We start from the raw sequence: 15420 nt of genomic DNA, 5'->3' as shown, positions 1-15420 counted from the left end.
CCGGTGTGTCTCAGCGCGACTCGTACGCGCTCTTCACCGCCTCGGTGAGGTCGGCGGTCTGCGCGGCGGGCGGCGCCTTCACCGTGGCGGTCTGGCCGAACTTCTCGAAGTCCATGGTCACCGTCACGGCGCCCACCTTCTGCTTCATGCGCACCGGGAGGTCGTTGCCGTCCACCCAGATGTCCATGGTGAGGGAGGTCGCGCCGCCGGTCACCGAGCCCATGAGGGTGTTCTTGTCGCCGTAGACGTCCTTGAACTTGCCCATGTGCGCCTGGTCGACGACCGCGCGGTAGTGGGTCGCGCGGTGCCCGTTCACGGTGGCCGGGCCGAGGTTCTTGACCTCGTGGGCGTACTTCAGGCCCTTGAGGGAGGCCGTCGGGCTGCCGGCGCTGCCGCTGACCGACTGGGCACCCTTGTCGCCGAGCACGGCGGAGGCGTCGACCTTCATCCACTCCTTGCCCTTGAGCGGGCCGGAGGGCTGCGGGTCGACGTCGTAGTAGTAGGCGCCGTCCACGAGCAGGCAGTGGATCTTCGGGGAGTCCTGGAGGGTCCCCATGCCCGCGGCGACCGTGTCCATCTGGACGTCGTACGCGTGGCCGTCGCCCCAGGAGAAGGTGCCGTCCATGGCGATGGGACCCTTGCCGTTGCCCAGGTCGGTGCTCATCCGCACCTCGGCCGATCCGAGGTCCTCCGTCCGGTCCGTCGCCCGGGACAGTGCCGCCATCGCCGTGTCGGCCTTGTCGACCGCCTTGACGGCCGTCTTCGCGCCCTCCGTGCCGCAGCCGGAGACCGCTGCCAGCGTCGCCGCCGTGACCGCCGTCCAGGCGGCGGTGTGTCGCATCCTCATGTCCCCACCCCAAAGTGCTGTGCGCCTGCTGTGCGCGGCGCACTCTATCGGGCACCACTGACATGAACGCGACCTGTTTACCCGTCCGGATAGCGGACGGCTGACATTTTTTTGAAACGTGCGCTGCGGTTCCCGTTCAGTGCGGACGAAACGGGTGGCGAAGGGAATGCTTATAAATGACCTTCGAAAGCAAGGTCAGACTCGGCGTGGTCTTGATGGATATCCCTACAGGGCGTTGCAGCCTGGGAAAGTGATGCGCCGTCCGAACTTCCAGAGCTGCGGATTCCGAAGGTAAACGGCCATTGACGCAGCGGTTTTCGTCGGGGTTCTCTAAGGCAGCGCCGGGAGCCGACGAGATGAACGTACGACGATCCGCCGGAGGCGATAGCGCTCCCGACCCCCACCCTCAGCCGCTCACGTCGATCGGAACCGCCGCATGACCGACACGCTCCAGAAGTCCGTGGTCGATACCCCGACAGCCCCCGCACCAGGGCTGAAGCGGTCCATCGGTGTCGTCGGCGGCACCCTGCTGACGCTGTCGTGCGTCACGCCCGCCTCCACGCTCTTCGTGGTCGTCCCCGACCTGTTCGGTTCCCTCGGCACCGCCACCGCCCTGACGATCGCCATCGGCTCCCTCCTCTGTATCGCCGTGGCGTTCTGCTACTCCGAGCTGGGCACCCTCATCCCCAGCGCGGGCGGCGAGTACGCCATGGTGTCGACGCTGGCCGGGCGGCTCGCGGGCTGGCTCGTCTTCGTGCTCTCCCTGCTGGTCGTGATGATCGTGCCGCCGGTGATCGCGATGGGCACGGCGGACTACCTCGCCCCCATCGTCCACCTCGACCCGTCCCTGACCGGCGCCGGCGTGATGCTGCTCGCCACCCTCGCCGGCCTGCTCGACCTGCGCGCCAACGCCTGGATCACCGGCATCTTCCTGGTCCTGGAGGTCGTCGCCGCCGGCGTCGTCGCCCTGCTCGGCTTCTCGCACAGCCACCGCGGGGCGGGCAGCCTGGTCTCCCTCCAGGTCGCCGGGGAGCACGGCCACACGGACACCGTGACCGCCATGCTGATCGTCTCCGGGCTCGCCATCGCCCTCTTCGTCACCCAGGGCTTCTCGACCGCCGTCTACCTCTCCGAGGAACTGGAGAACCCGCGCCGCAACGTCGCCCGCACGGTCCTCGCCACCCTCGCCATCTCCACCGTGGTCATCCTGGTGCCGGTCGCCGCCATCACCATGGGCGCCTCCGACCTGAAGGAGCTGACCGGCGGCGACATCAGCGCCATGGTCACCGCCTGGTCCAACTCCGCCGTCGGCACCTTCGTCAGCCTCTGCGTGGCCCTCGCCATCATCAACGCGGGCATCGTCATGGTCATCCAGAACTCCCGCGTCCTGTTCGCCTCCGCCCGCGACAAGGCCTGGCCCAGCCCGGTCAACACGGTGTTCTCCCGGCTCGGCCGCTTCGGCTCCCCCTGGGTGGCCACCCTCGCGGTCGGCGTTCCCGGCGCGCTGCTCTGCTTCGTCAACCTGGACACCCTGTACGGCGTCACCGGCGTCTCGGTGACCGGCATGTACCTGCTGGTCGCGGTCGCCGCGCTGCTCTCCCGCCGCGGCTCCCACAAGCACACGCCCGCCTGGCGGATGCCGCTGTGGCCCGCGATGCCGGTCCTGCTCATCGCCGTCCTGGCCTACATCCTGACCCAGCAGGAGACCAGCTACCTGCTGTGGACCGGCGGCATCACCGCCGCCGCCACCCTCTACTGGGCCCTGTACCTGCGCCCGCGCCGCGACACCCGCTGGCTGGTGTCGATCCCGGCGGACGCGCAGGTCCCGGAGACCCCGGTGACCATCCCGGCCCAGGGCGTCCCGGCCCAGGGCGTCCCCGCCCCCGCGCCGGTGGCCGGCGAGGCCCAGGCCTGATCCGCCGCCGGGGGTGCTCCCCCGTCACCCCCGGCTCCCACCCGCCGCCCCCGTCACCCGTGCCGCTCCGGGTGACGGGGGCGGCGGGGTCATGTACCGCGCTCGGCGTACGCCGCCCCGCGCTCGTACTCCCCGGGGAGGGGCCGCCGTTCAGCCCCCGGTCTGGAGCCGTTGTCAGTGCGGGCCCGTACCGTTGACGCATGGATCTTCGACTGCCCGCGCCGCGAGGGCTGCTGAAGGGGCCACGCCGGCTGGTCGCCGCCGCGGCCGCCGTCGTGGTGCTCGCCGGCGCCGGGACGTGGACGGCGGCCGTCGCCTCCGACGACACGCGGAGCGTGCGCCGCACCGACCAGGTCATGGCGGTCGACGGAGCGCGCCTGGACACCTCGTACTTCACCCCGGCCGACGCCGGCCGCCACCCCGCCGTCCTGCTCGCGCACGGCTTCGGCGGCAGCAAGGACGACGTGCGGCAGCAGGCCGAGGACCTCGCCCGGGACGGGTACGCGGTCCTGACCTGGTCCGCGCGCGGCTTCGGCCGGTCCACCGGGAAGATCGGCCTCAACGACCCGAAGCGCGAGGTCGCCGACGTCTCCCGGCTCCTCGACTGGCTGGCCGGGCAACGCCAGGTGCAGCTCGACAGGCCCGGCGACCCGCGCGTCGGCATGGCCGGCGGCTCCTACGGCGGCGCGGTCTCCCTGCTCGCCGCCGGGCACGACCGGCGGGTCGACGCCATCGCCCCGGCCATCACCTACTGGAACCTCGCGGACGCCCTCTTCCCGAACGGCGTGTTCAAGAAGCTGTGGGCCGGCGTCTTCTTCAACACCGGCGGCGGCTGCGCCGAGTTCGCAGCCGACCTGTGCCGGATGTACGACCGGGTCGCCGAGTCCGGCACCCCGGACGAGGCCGCCCGGAAGCTGCTGGAGGAGCGCTCGCCGTCCGCCGTCGGCGACCGCATCAAGGTGCCCACCCTGCTGGTGCAGGGGCAGACGGACTCCCTGTTCACCCTCGACCAGGCCGACGCGGCCCAGAAGGCGATCCGTGCGAACGGCGCCCCCGTCGACGTCGACTGGATCGCCGGCGGACACGACGGCGGCGACATGGAGACGAGCCGGATCGAGACACGCGTGCGTGCCTGGTTCGACCGGTACCTGAAGGGCGACAAGAGCGCCGACACCGGCCCGGCCTTCCGGATCACCCGCACCGGAGGCATCGACTCCACCGACGGCACCGCCCAGCTGCGCGGCGCGAGCGCCACCGCCTACCCGGGCCTGCACGACCACCGCCGCGCCATCGCCCTCACCGGCGGCACACAGCACGTCGCCAACCCGGCCGGCGCCAGCCCGCCCGGCGTCTCCGCCCTGCCCGGACTCGGCGGCTCCGGCGGCCTCGCCCAGCTGTCCGCGCTCGGCGTCGGCGTCTCCCTGGACTTCCCCGGCCAGTACGCGAAGTTCGACTCCGCGCCGCTCACGAGCGACCTGCGGATCACCGGCGCCCCGACCGCCACCGTGCACGTCACCTCCACGCGGGACGACGCCGTCCTGTTCGGCAAGGTCTACGACGTGGGTCCGGACGGCACCCGGCAGGTGCTGCCCTCCCAACTGGTCGCCCCCTTCCGGGTGACCGGCGCCAAGGCGGGCAAGGACGTCACCGTCACCCTCCCGGCGATCGACCACGAGGTGCAGAAGGGCCACCGGCTCCGCCTGGTCCTCGCCTCCACCGACCTCGGCTACGCCTCACCGGCCGCCCCGGCCACCTACACCGTCTCCCTGAAGGGAGACCTGAGCGTGCCGACGGCCCCCGCGGTCACCACCGGCGCCGCGCCCCTGCCCGCCTGGGTGTGGTGGCTGCCCGTGGCCGGCGCGGCCGTCGCCCTCGCCCTGCTGCTCACGGCCCGCCGCCGGACGGCCGCCCCCGCGCCCGACCCGGAGCTGGCCGAGGTCCCGCTGGTGATCAAGGACCTGAGCAAGCGGTACGCGAAGTCCACCGACCGGTACGCGGTCCGCGAGCTTTCCTTCCGCGTCGAGAAGGGCCAGGTGCTCGGCCTGCTCGGACCGAACGGCGCGGGCAAGACCACCACCCTGCGGATGCTGATGGGCCTGATCCGGCCGGACGACGGCGAGATCCGCGTCTTCGGCCACGCCATCCGGCCCGGCGCCTCGGTGCTCTCCCGGGTCGGCGCCTTCGTGGAGGGCGCCGGCTTCCTGCCCCACCTGTCCGGCCGGGAGAACCTGGAGCTGTACTGGCGGGCCACCGGCCGCCCGCCCCAGGACGCCCACCTGGACGAGGCCCTGGAGATCGCCGGCCTCGGCGACGCGCTCGCCCGCGCGGTGCGCACCTACTCGCAGGGCATGCGCCAGCGCCTCGCCATCGCCCAGGCCATGCTGGGCCTGCCCGACCTGCTCATACTCGACGAGCCCACCAACGGCCTGGACCCGCCCCAGATCCGCGAGATGCGCGAGGTGATGATCCGCTACGCGGCCGGCGGCCGTACGGTGATCGTCTCCAGCCATCTCCTCGCCGAGGTCGAGCAGTCCTGCACCCACCTGGTGGTGATGGACCGCGGCCGGCTCGTGCAGGCCGGACCGGTCCGGGACATCGTCGGCTCCGGCGACACCCTGCTGGTCGGCACCGCCACACCCGTGGAGGAGCCGCTGGTGGAGAAGGTCGACGCGCTGCCCGGCGTCGCCTCCGCCGTGCGCACCGACGACGGGCTGCTGATCCGGCTCGACGGCGGCACGGCCGAGCGGCTGGTCGTGGAGCTGGTGCGGCTGGAGGTGCCGGTCGCCTCGGTCGGCCCGCACCGCCGTCTGGAAGACGCCTTCCTCACCCTGATCGGAGGTTCCGCATGAGCACACTCACCGAGGTGGCCTCCGGCTATCAGGCGCGGCACACCCTGCCGTTGCGGGTCGAGCTGGCCCGCCAGCTGAAGCGGCGCCGCACGCTGGTCATGGGCTCGGTACTGGCCGTGCTGCCGTTCGTGCTGCTGATCGCCTTCGCGATCGGCGGCGACCCGGGCGGCCGGAACAACCAGATCACCCTGATGGACACGGCCACCGCCTCCGGCGCCAACTTCGCCGCCGTCAACCTCTTCGTGTCGGCGGGCTTCCTGCTGGTGATCCCGGTCGCCCTGTTCTGCGGGGACACGGTCGCCTCAGAGGCCGGCTGGTCCTCGCTGCGCTATCTGCTCGCCGCGCCCGTGCCCCGGGCCCGGCTGCTGTGGTCCAAGCTCGTCGTGGCGCTCGGGCTGAGCCTCGCCGCGATGGTGCTGCTGCCGCTCGTCGCACTCGCCGTCGGCACCGCCGCCTACGGCTGGGGGCCGCTGCAGATACCCACCGGCGGTGCGCTGGACACCGGCACGGCGGCGCAGCGGCTCCTGGTGGCCGTGGCGTACGTCTTCGTGTCCCAACTGGTCACCGCCGGACTGGCGTTCTGGCTGTCGACCAGGACGGACGCCCCGCTCGGCGCGGTCGGCGGCGCGGTCGGCCTGACCATCGTCGGGAACGTCCTGGACGCCGTCACCGCCCTCGGCGACTGGCGCGATTTCCTGCCCGCGCACTGGCAGTTCGCCTGGGCCGACGCCGTCCAGCCGCACCCCGAGTGGTCCGGCATGATCCAGGGCACCGCGCTCTCCATAACGTACGCCCTGGTGCTGTTCGCCCTGGCCTTCCGGGGGTTCTCCCGCAAGGACGTCGTCTCCTAGGTCACCGGGGCATCACTCACCGGTCACGGCGGGCCGCCGCCGTGGCCGGTTCGAGATCGATCCGCAACACCCCGGTTCGCACGTTCCCGGCCCCGGCCCCGTCACAGTCGGCAGCAGACACATCCAGGTCTGACGTCAACGGGCGTACGGGGAGGACGAGATGGACCGGTACCGGACACCCCGAGCGCGGCGGCCGCGCGCCGCGCTCCTCGCGCTCACCGCCGCGACCGGCCTGCTGCTGACCGCCTGCAGTGCGGGCGGTGCCGCCGGGCCGGCCGAGGGCAAGGCCCGCACCGGCGGAGCCGGCACCGTGCGGGAGGACCCCGGCGGTCATCTGTCCACCTTCGCGCTCGACGTCGACACCGCCTCCTACGCCTACGCCCGCCGCACCCTCGCCGACGGGCTCAGGCCCGAGCAGGGGACCGTGCGTCCGGAGGAGTTCGTCAACAGCTTCCGCCAGGACTACCGGCGGCCCGACGGCAACGGCTTCACGGTCACCGTCGACGGCGCCCGCACCGGCAGGCCCGGCTGGTCCCTGGTCCGGGTCGGTCTCGCCACCCGGCCCGCCGCGCCGGACGCGAGCCGCCCGCCCGCCGCGCTCACCTTCGTCATCGACACCTCCGGCTCCATGGACGAACCCGGCCGCCTCGACCTCGCCCAGCACGCCCTGAACACCCTGACGGACCGGCTGCGCGACGACGACTCCGTCGCCCTCGTCACCTTCAGCGGGAACGCCGAGACCGTGCTGCCGATGACCCGGCTCGGCGGCCACCGCGGCAGGGTCCACGACGCCGTCGACAGCCTGACCGCGAGGAACGCGACCGACCTCGGCGCGGGCGTCGAGGAGGGCTACGCCACCGCCGTCGAGGGCCTGCGCAAGGGCGCCACCAACCGGGTCGTCCTCATCTCCGACGCCCTCGCCAACACGGGCGAGACCAGCGCGGACGCGATCCTCCGCCGGATCGACGGCGCCCGTCGCGAGCACGGCGTCACCCTCTTCGGTGTCGGCGTCGGCAGCGAGTACGGCGACTCCCTCATGGAACGCCTCGCCGACCGGGGCGACGGCCACACCGTGTACGTCTCCGACCGCGGCGAGGCCGACAAGGCGTTCACCGGGCAACTCCCGCGGAACATCGAGCTGACCGCCCGGGACGCGAAGGCGCAGGTCGCCTTCGACCCGCACACCGTCACCCGGTTCCGTCTGATCGGCTACGACGACCGCAAGGTCGCCGACCGGGACTTCCGGGACGACCGTGTCGACGGCGGCGAGGTCGGCCCCGGCCACACCGTGACCGCCCTGTACGCCGTCCGCACCCGGCCCGGCGCCCGCGGCCACCTCGCCACCGCCACCGTCCGCTGGCTCGATCCGAGGACCCGCGACCCGCACGAGGCGTCGGGCGCGCTGGAGACCGGCGCCCTGACCGGCTCCGTCTGGCGGGCCGGCCCCCGCTTCCAGGTCACCGCGGTCGCCGCCTACTTCGCCGACGCCCTGCGCGCCGGCGCCGAGGACACCCCGGCCCTTCCCGGCGCGGCCAGCCTGACCGGCCTCGCCCGCAGGGCCGCCGGGCTGGCCGCCACCACCGAGGACCCCGACGTACGCGCCCTCGCCGACGCCATCCGCCGGGCGAGCCGCATCGAGCCCGCGGAGTGAGCCGTGCGACCGAGTCCGCGCACAACCCATTGACCTTTTCTTACTTGTGAGTAAGTTGGCGCATCTGCAAGGAGCTTCGGCAGGGCACGCACCGCCACCGGGAGCCGTCATGGGCGTACGCAGGGATCTGGAACGGGCACGGCAGCGCACCGATCTCGCGGACCGCGCCGCGGTGGAGATCGTCCGGGACGACACGGGCACGGTCCGTGAGGTACGGGCCGCGCCGCTGGCACCCCCGCTCACCTCCGGCTCCCTCGCCGACCTGCCGTTCGCGCACGCGGCCGAGACCCCGGACGCGGTGCTGCTGCGCCGCCGCGAGCGGGGCGCCTGGCGGCCGGTGACCGCGGCGGCCTTCGCCGCCGAGGTGGCCGCCGTGGCCAAGGGACTGATCGCCGCCGGACTCGAACCGGGCGGCCGGGTCGCCGTCATGTCCCGCACCCGCTACGAGTGGACCGTCCTGGACTTCGCGATCTGGGCGGTCGGCGGCCAGTCCGTGCCGGTCTACCCGACCTCCTCCAGCGAGCAGCTGGAGTGGATCGTCCGCGACTCCGGCGCCCGGTTCGCCGTCACCGAGACCGCCGGGAACACGGCCACGGTCACCGCCGGCACGGCCGGGCACACCCGCCCCCCGCGCCTGTGGCAACTCGACACGGGCGCCCTCGCCGACCTCACCGCCCTCGGCCGGGACCTCCCCGACGACGAACTCGCCAAGCGGCGTGCCGCGCTGACCCCCGACACCATCGCCACCCTCTGCTACACCTCCGGCACCACCGGCCGGCCCAAGGGCTGTGTCCTCACCCACGCCAACCTGCACGCCGAGGCCGCCAACACCGTCGAGCTGCTGCACCCGGTCTTCCAGGCCGTCACCGGACAGCGGGCCTCCACGCTGCTCTTCCTGCCGCTCGCCCACATCCTCGGCCGCACCCTGCAACTCGCCTGCCTGCTGGCCCGCATCGAGACCGGCCACTTCCCGAGCGTCAAGCCCGACGAACTGCGGCCCGTGCTCCGGGAGTTCCGGCCCACCTTCCTGGTCGGGGTGCCGTACCTCTTCGAGAAGATCCACGACACCGGGCGGGCCACCGCCGAGAGGATCGGCCGGGCCGCCTCCTTCGACCGCGCCGAACGGATCGCCGTCCGCTTCGGCGAGGCCCATCTGCGCGGGTTCCTCGGCACGGGCAAGGGCCCGGGGCCGGGCCTGTACGCCGCGTGGGCGCTGTACGACCTGCTGGTCTACCGCCGTATCCGCAGGGAGCTGGGCGGTCGGATGCGGTACGCGATCAGCGGCGGCTCCCCGCTGGACCGCAACCTCAACCTGTTCTTCCACGCGGCCGGCATCGTCGTCTACGAGGGCTACGGCCTGACCGAGACCAGCGCCGCCGCCACCATCGTGCCCCCGCTCAGCCCCCGCCCCGGCACGGTCGGCCGGCCGGTGCCGGGTGTGTCCGTGCGCATCGCCGACGACGGCGAGGTGCTGATCAAGGGCGGGATCGTCTTCGGGTCGTACTGGAACAACCCCGCCGCCACGGACGCCGTGATCCGGGACGGCTGGTTCGCCTCCGGTGACCTCGGCGCGCTGGACGACGACGGCTATCTCACCATCACCGGCCGGAAGAAGGACATCCTCGTCACCTCCGGCGGCAAGAACGTCTCGCCGGCCGTCCTGGAGGACCGGCTGCGCAGCCGTTCGCCCGTCGGCCAGTGTCTGGTCGTCGGCGACAACCGGCCCTTCGTCGCCGCCCTGATCACCCTCGATCCGGAGGCGGTCGCCCACTGGCTGTCCGTACGGAAGCTGCCGCCGGACACCCCGCTGTCCCAGCTGGTCCGCGACGAGCGGCTGCGCGCCGAGGTGCAGCGGGCGGTCGACTACGCCAACGAGGCCGTCTCCCGCGCCGAGTCGATTCGCGCCTTCGCGCTGGTCGAGGGGGAGTTCTCCGAGGAGAACGGGCTGCTGACCCCGTCGCTGAAGGTCAAGCGGCACGCGGTGACGGCCCTCTACGCCGAGCGGATCGAGGCGCTGTACCGCCGCTGACACGGCGAAGCGGGCCGCCGAACCACTCGGCGGCCCGCTTCGATCACCGGATCACTTCTCGCTGTCCTGGGACAGGATCGACACGTCCTCCAGCAGGTGCGCCAGCGCGCCGTCGCGCTTGACGTTCGAGGAGTTCTCGGTGCACTGCTGCTGCATGTGGTCGGACAGGATCGGAATGTCCTGGATCGTGCCACCGATGGCCGCGTCGACGGCGGCCGGAATGTCGTTCACAGCGATGCACGGCTTGTTGAAGGAGCCCTGGATCAAGGCGATCTGCGGGCTCATCTTCCCGTACGTGGTCGAGTTGCCGTAGGTCTGCCATCCCGCGTTGCCGTTCGCGACGGTCGGTCCGCTGTCGTTCCCGACCGCCAGCGCCTGCGGTGCCGCGGCAGCGGAGGCGCCCAAGGCGGAAGCGGCGACGGCAGCAGTGGCAACAAGCTTCTTGATCACTGGCCAATCCTTTCTGAGGAAACCCCGTACCGGAGCGCACTGGTCAACTCGGCGGGGCCGCCGTGGTTTCTCCTGTTCACTCTGTCGGCCGATGGAGTGGATTGCGGTGTGCTTTTCGGATCGGCGACTTTTCGTCACCCCTCGGTCGCTTACGCTCCAACCGAGTGAATCAGCGGAACCATTCTCCATGCGCTGGGTTGATGAGGCCGTAGGGCATGCGTCGCTACGAGGAAAGGAACACGAAGTGCTCAAGAAGGCAATGGTCGCTGCCGCGACCGTCGCTTCTGTCGTGGGAATGGCGGTGGCGGCCGCGCCGCAGGCGCTTGCCATCGGCAACGACGAGGGACCGACCGTAGTGAATGGCAACGGCACCGTGTCGTCGTTCGGCAACTCGGTGACCAAGGGCGACCGGAGCCCGCAGCTCTCGCTGGTGCAGGGCACGCTCAACAAGCCGTGCGTGGCCGTCCAGGACGTCCCGATCGCCGTCGACGCGGCCATCGGCGGTACGGTCCAGGACATTCCGATTCTCTCGGACCACCTGCAGCAGCAGTGCAGCGACAACTCCTCGAACGTCAAGCGGGACGGTGCGCTCTCGCACGTCCTGGAGGACCTGGCGGTTCTCTCGGCCAACACCGAGGGCTGACTCGACCTTCGCCGGCCCGGGCCGTCCGCCGCATCGTCCGCGGACCGCCCGGGTTTTTCCATGCCTTGAAATTCAGGCGAGCGAAACGCATGAAAACATGGGCGCGATCGAGTGATTATCGCGCGGTTCGCGTTCCGTGTCCTTCTCTTGTGTCTAAGCCTCGTTCCATACCGCGACCATTCGCGTCGTGCGCACACGGTTCTGGCCGTCATCGGGGTATGACCCCAGAGAAGGGAACATTCATGAAGAAGACCGTTGCTGTTGTCGCCGGCGCCCTCCTGGCCCTGGGTGGGGCAGCCCCCGCCTTCGCCGACTCCGGAGCCACGGCCACGGGCGTCGCCGCGAATTCACCCGGCATCGTCTCCGGCAACGTCATCCAGATCCCGATCTTTGCGCAAGCCAACGTCTGCGGCAACACGGTGAACGGCATCGCAGCGCTGAACCCGGCGCTCGCCAACGCCTGCGTCAACACCCACTGACGTTCGGTCATACAACACACCAGCCCCACCGGCTGCGTACTGGCCGGCCCCGGACCGTCGATCCGTCGAATCTGCGCTCCGGGGCCGGCCTTTCCACTTCTTCGAGCAGGAAGACCACGAGATTGCGACAGACTCTCAGCAAGGGCATCGCCGTGGCCGCCGCCGCGACCGGCATGCTGGCCTTGTACGGCGGCTCCGCACTCGCCGACGCCCAGGATTCCCCCGGGGCGGTGGCCAGGGACTCCGCCCCGGCCCCGGTGCACGCCCCGGTCGACGCCTGCGGCGACTCCGCCGACGAGGCTGCGGCGTCGGACCTGCGGTCCGGCGACGACTGTGCTGCCGCCGACGAAGGTTCGAAGGGGCAGGGTGACAGCCGGCACTCCGACGACGAATCCGGTCACAGCGCTTCCGCCGACTCCGACGAATCCGAGGAATCCGGTCACAGCGCTTCTGACGACTCCGACGAATCGGAGGAATCCGAGGAATCCGGCCACAGCGCTTCCGACGACTCCGACGAATCCGAGAGGGCCGCCGGCTCGGCCGACCACTCCACGCCGGGGCCCAACGCCGGCGAGGAGACGACATCGCCCACCGCGCCTGCTTCCCACCACGAAGAGGAGACCACGCCGCCCACCTCGGCGCCCCCTTACGGCGGCGAGGAGACCGAGTCGCCCACCGCCCCGCCCCCTTACGGCGGCGAGGAGACCAAGTCGCCCACCGCAGCCCCGTCTTACGGTGGTGAGGAAGCCCCGCCCTACGGTGGCGAGGAGACCAAGCCGCCGACTTCCGAGCCGCCTTACGGTGGGGAGGAGACCAAGCCGCCCACCTCCGAGCCGCCTTACGGTGGCGACGAGAATCCGCCTCCTCCCTACGGTGGCGACGACAACCCGCCCCCTCCCTACGGAGGCGGCGAGCACCATCACGATCACGGGTCGCGGCCCACGCTCCCGCACACCGGTGGTGAGGCCCGGGCCATGATCGCGACCTCGGCCGCCAGTGCCGTGCTGATCGGGGCCGGGACGATGCTGTACCGGCGAGGCAGGGCCGCCTCCCGTCGATAGCGCGCCGGGTGCCGGACCCGGTGTCCGGCACCCCGCCGCACACGGCGCGCTCCCACGCCGTGGAGCATCCTTCAGGGCCGTACCGTCGCCCGCACCTCGCCACGCCGCCCGGCCGGGATCCGCCAGCCGGCCGGGCCCGTGCGCAGCCGCCGCCGCACCCCGCGCACCAGCGTGCCCGCCGTGAACGACGCGCCGTGCACGAAGCGCATCGCCGGGCCGAATCCCGCGGCCGTGATCAGTCCGGCCAGGAACAGACCGGGGTACGACGACTCGAACTCCAGCCCCACCTCCGGCGCCCCGTCGGCACCCGTCGCCAGCACCGCGCGCAGCTCGGGGGAGAGCACCCGCAGCCGGTCGCGGGTGGCCCGGAAGCCGGTCGCCGCGATGACGTGCGCGGTCTCCAGGACGGCGGATCCGTCCCGCCGGGACGCGGTCTCCAGGCGCAGCCCGCCCGGCACCTCACGGGCCGTCACCACCTCCCGGCCGAGCAGCACCTCCACCCGGCGCTCCACCCGCTCGCGCACCCACCAGGCGCCGGCCGGGCCGAGCGCGTCGGCCGCGACCCTGGTGCGGGTGCGCTCCGGCAGCCGCCGGTACAGGCCGGGCCGCTCGGCGTAGAACCAGTTCCGCCAGCCGGGCCCGAGGCCGCTCCGCGGGGAGCGGGCCGCGCGCCACCAGGGGCGCTCCCCGACCGGCGGCACGTCGTTCCAGCGCAGCCGGTCGGCGCGGACCAGCACCCGCACCCGGGTGCCCTGCTCGGCGAGGAGCGCGGCCGTCTCCAGGGCCGCCTGGCCGCCGCCGATCACGGTGACGTCCTTGTCGCGGAACCGGTCCAGGCCGGCGTGATCGCTGCTGTGCGAGACCAGGTCCGGCGGCAGGCCGCGCAGGGCGGCCGGGATCCGGGTGAACGGCAGCACGCCCACGGCCAGCGCGACCGCCCGCGCGGTGAACGTCTCCCCGTCCTCGGTGACGGCGTCGAAGCCGCCGGCGCACGGCGCCACCCGGGTCACGGTCCGTTCGTCGATCCCGGGTACGGCGTTGCGGGCGAACCACAGACCGTACTCGGCGAACACGTCCAGCGGGATCGGCTCGGCGTGCCGGGCGCTCATGCCGCGGAAGGCGCAGAAGACGTCGAGCCGCCAGCGGCCTTCCGGGTCGGACAGGTTGGACGCCCACGGCTCCGACTTCAGGAACATGCCGCGGGGCATGTGGTCGCGCCAGGACGCCATGGGCCGTCCGAAGGCCCGGACGTTCAGGCCGGCCGCCGCGGCGTGCGACGCGATGGACAGGCCGTACGGCCCGGTGCCCACCACCAGCAGGTCGTACATCAGCAGCTGCTCGCTTTCTCGTCGTCGGTCGGGCGGTGCGTCAGGCCGGGCGAGAGGTCCGGGGGGCCGGGCTGGCGGACCAGGCGGGGCGCGGCGGGCGGCGTGGGCGCCGCGGCCGGGGCGACCCGCCGGCGCAGGCGGTCGGCCAGCCGGCCCGCCACATGCCGGGTCCACAGCGCCCACATCGCCCGGCCCGGAGCCCGGTCGTCCGCCGCGTACCAGGCCAGTTCGCGGCCCTGGGGCGCGGTCCCCAGGGCGGTCAGCGGCGCGTAGTTCTCCACCACGAACTCCCGTCCGGGCAGCGGCGCCCCGTCCGGCAGCGGACGGTGTGTCAGGTCCAGGTGCAGGGCGCGTACGACGTCGAGACCGGCGCTGTCGGCGAACAGCCGGAACTGGGCGCCGGGGCGCGGGTTGAAGTCGAGCAGGTGGTAGCGGCCGGTGCGGTCGCAGCGGCGGAAGTCCAGGTCGAGGATGCCCCGGTAGCCCAGCTCGCCGGTGAGCCGCTCGGCCGGCGCCCGCACCTGCGGGTTGGGCGTCCACCGGCCGACCGTGGTCAGGCCGGCCCCGCGCGGCCAGGCCAGCATCTTGCGGCCGGTGCCGCCGGCGCGGAGGGCGCCGGTGCGGTCAGCGTACCCGTGGCAGAACCAGTCCAGGTCCCGGCCCGGCGGCAGGAACGCCTGGAGCAGCAGCGCGCTGCCCGCCTCCGCGGTGCGCAGGAAGAGGTCGCGCGCCTCGCGTGCCGAGCGCAGCAGCACGGTCGAGCGCAGCCCGCTGCCGGCCGGCACCAGCCAGGGCCGGCTCCACTTGGCCACCACGGGCAGCCCCAGCCGCCAGGCCGCAGCCGCCGCTTCCCGGGCGCTGTCCGGGATCAGGGTCACCGGGTGCGGGACACCGGCGGCGGCGCACACCTCGGCCAGCCGGGCCTTGTCGGCCACGTGCTCGGGCAGCGTGCCGGGCTGCCGCGGCAGCAGATAGGCGGGCGCCAGTTCCTCGCGCAGCCGGCCGGCCGCGATGGCGCTCGCGTCGTCCATCGGGATCAGCACCGCGGGACGCCCGATCCGGGACGCGACCCGGCGCAGCGCGGCGGCGATGTCGCCGGGGGCCGCGCCGGGCGGTGGCGGCGGATGCAGCCGGTGCGTGAATCGCGAGGCGCGCACCGGACTCTCCGGGGAATCGGCGACGACATGGACCTCCACCCCCGCTCTGCCGAGTGAGCGCACGGCGCCCAGCGTGCCGTGGTGAAAGGGATTCCGGTCGATCCGCAGCAGCACCGCGGGGACCCGGACGTCCAGCAACGACACGGGTTCATTCCTTCCG

Annotated in this window: 12 protein-coding genes; 8 read left to right on the top strand and 4 right to left on the bottom strand. The window is 72.7% G+C overall.

The window, feature by feature from the left end; translation table 11 throughout:
- Positions 1-10 precede the first annotated feature (10 nt).
- The gene (locus tag ABZ937_RS16830; RefSeq protein WP_361692247.1) at positions 11-847 is read right to left on the bottom strand and encodes a hypothetical protein; all 837 of its coding nucleotides are present in this window, start codon (positions 845-847) and stop codon (positions 11-13) included.
- Positions 848-1283: 436 nt separating this feature from the next.
- Between ABZ937_RS16830 and ABZ937_RS16825 the strand changes: the two genes are divergently transcribed.
- The 5 genes from ABZ937_RS16825 (at position 1284) to ABZ937_RS16805 (ending at position 10142) form a co-directional block, all read left to right on the top strand.
- Complete coding sequence (locus ABZ937_RS16825) at positions 1284-2762, top strand: APC family permease (protein ID WP_361692244.1); 1479 nt, start codon at positions 1284-1286, stop codon at positions 2760-2762.
- A gap of 200 nt (positions 2763-2962) precedes the next feature.
- A complete protein-coding gene (locus tag ABZ937_RS16820; protein ID WP_361692241.1) occupies positions 2963-5611 on the top strand; it encodes a CocE/NonD family hydrolase in 2649 nt (882 codons plus the stop codon).
- On the top strand, positions 5608-6462 hold the full coding sequence (locus tag ABZ937_RS16815; RefSeq protein ID WP_361692238.1) for an ABC transporter permease: 855 nt from the start codon (positions 5608-5610) through the stop codon (positions 6460-6462). Before ABZ937_RS16820 ends, ABZ937_RS16815 begins: the two co-directional genes overlap by 4 nt.
- 160 nt (positions 6463-6622) lie before the next feature.
- Positions 6623-8113: a von Willebrand factor type A domain-containing protein gene (locus ABZ937_RS16810; RefSeq protein ID WP_361692235.1), complete on the top strand. Its 1491-nt coding sequence runs from the start codon at positions 6623-6625 to the stop codon at positions 8111-8113.
- Between the two features lie 109 nt (positions 8114-8222).
- Complete coding sequence (locus ABZ937_RS16805) at positions 8223-10142, top strand: AMP-binding protein (RefSeq protein WP_361692232.1); 1920 nt, start codon at positions 8223-8225, stop codon at positions 10140-10142.
- 51 nt (positions 10143-10193) lie between these two features.
- Here ABZ937_RS16805 and ABZ937_RS16800 read toward each other — a convergent pair whose 3' ends face one another.
- Positions 10194-10592: a rodlin gene (locus ABZ937_RS16800; RefSeq protein WP_361692229.1), complete on the bottom strand. Its 399-nt coding sequence runs from the start codon at positions 10590-10592 to the stop codon at positions 10194-10196.
- A 244-nt stretch (positions 10593-10836) separates the two neighbouring features.
- Here ABZ937_RS16800 and ABZ937_RS16795 point away from each other — a divergent pair, with 244 nt between their 5' ends.
- The 3 genes from ABZ937_RS16795 (at position 10837) to ABZ937_RS16785 (ending at position 12775) form a co-directional block, all read left to right on the top strand.
- Positions 10837-11235, top strand: coding sequence for a rodlin (locus tag ABZ937_RS16795; RefSeq protein WP_361692226.1), 399 nt, complete (start codon positions 10837-10839; stop codon positions 11233-11235).
- A gap of 242 nt (positions 11236-11477) precedes the next feature.
- Positions 11478-11714, top strand: coding sequence for a chaplin (locus tag ABZ937_RS16790; RefSeq protein ID WP_361692223.1), 237 nt, complete (start codon positions 11478-11480; stop codon positions 11712-11714).
- A 122-nt stretch (positions 11715-11836) separates the two neighbouring features.
- A complete protein-coding gene (locus ABZ937_RS16785; protein ID WP_361692220.1) occupies positions 11837-12775 on the top strand; it encodes a chaplin family protein in 939 nt (312 codons plus the stop codon).
- Positions 12776-12846: 71 nt separating this feature from the next.
- Here ABZ937_RS16785 and ABZ937_RS16780 read toward each other — a convergent pair whose 3' ends face one another.
- Entirely contained in the window at positions 12847-14103 is a 1257-nt protein-coding gene (locus tag ABZ937_RS16780) for an FAD-dependent oxidoreductase (protein WP_361692217.1), read from the bottom strand.
- The gene (locus tag ABZ937_RS16775; protein WP_361692214.1) at positions 14103-15404 is read right to left on the bottom strand and encodes an ATP-grasp domain-containing protein; all 1302 of its coding nucleotides are present in this window, start codon (positions 15402-15404) and stop codon (positions 14103-14105) included. The genes ABZ937_RS16780 and ABZ937_RS16775 overlap by 1 nt, the downstream gene beginning before the upstream one ends.
- Positions 15405-15420 lie beyond the last annotated feature (16 nt).

The sequence above is a fragment of the Streptomyces sp. NPDC046727 genome (genome assembly GCF_040645635.1).
In the GTDB taxonomy this organism is placed as follows: Bacteria; Actinomycetota; Actinomycetes; order Streptomycetales; family Streptomycetaceae; genus Streptomyces.
The sequence above is the reverse complement of the archived record's forward strand: the minus strand, read 5'-3'. Positions and strand labels throughout refer to the sequence as shown.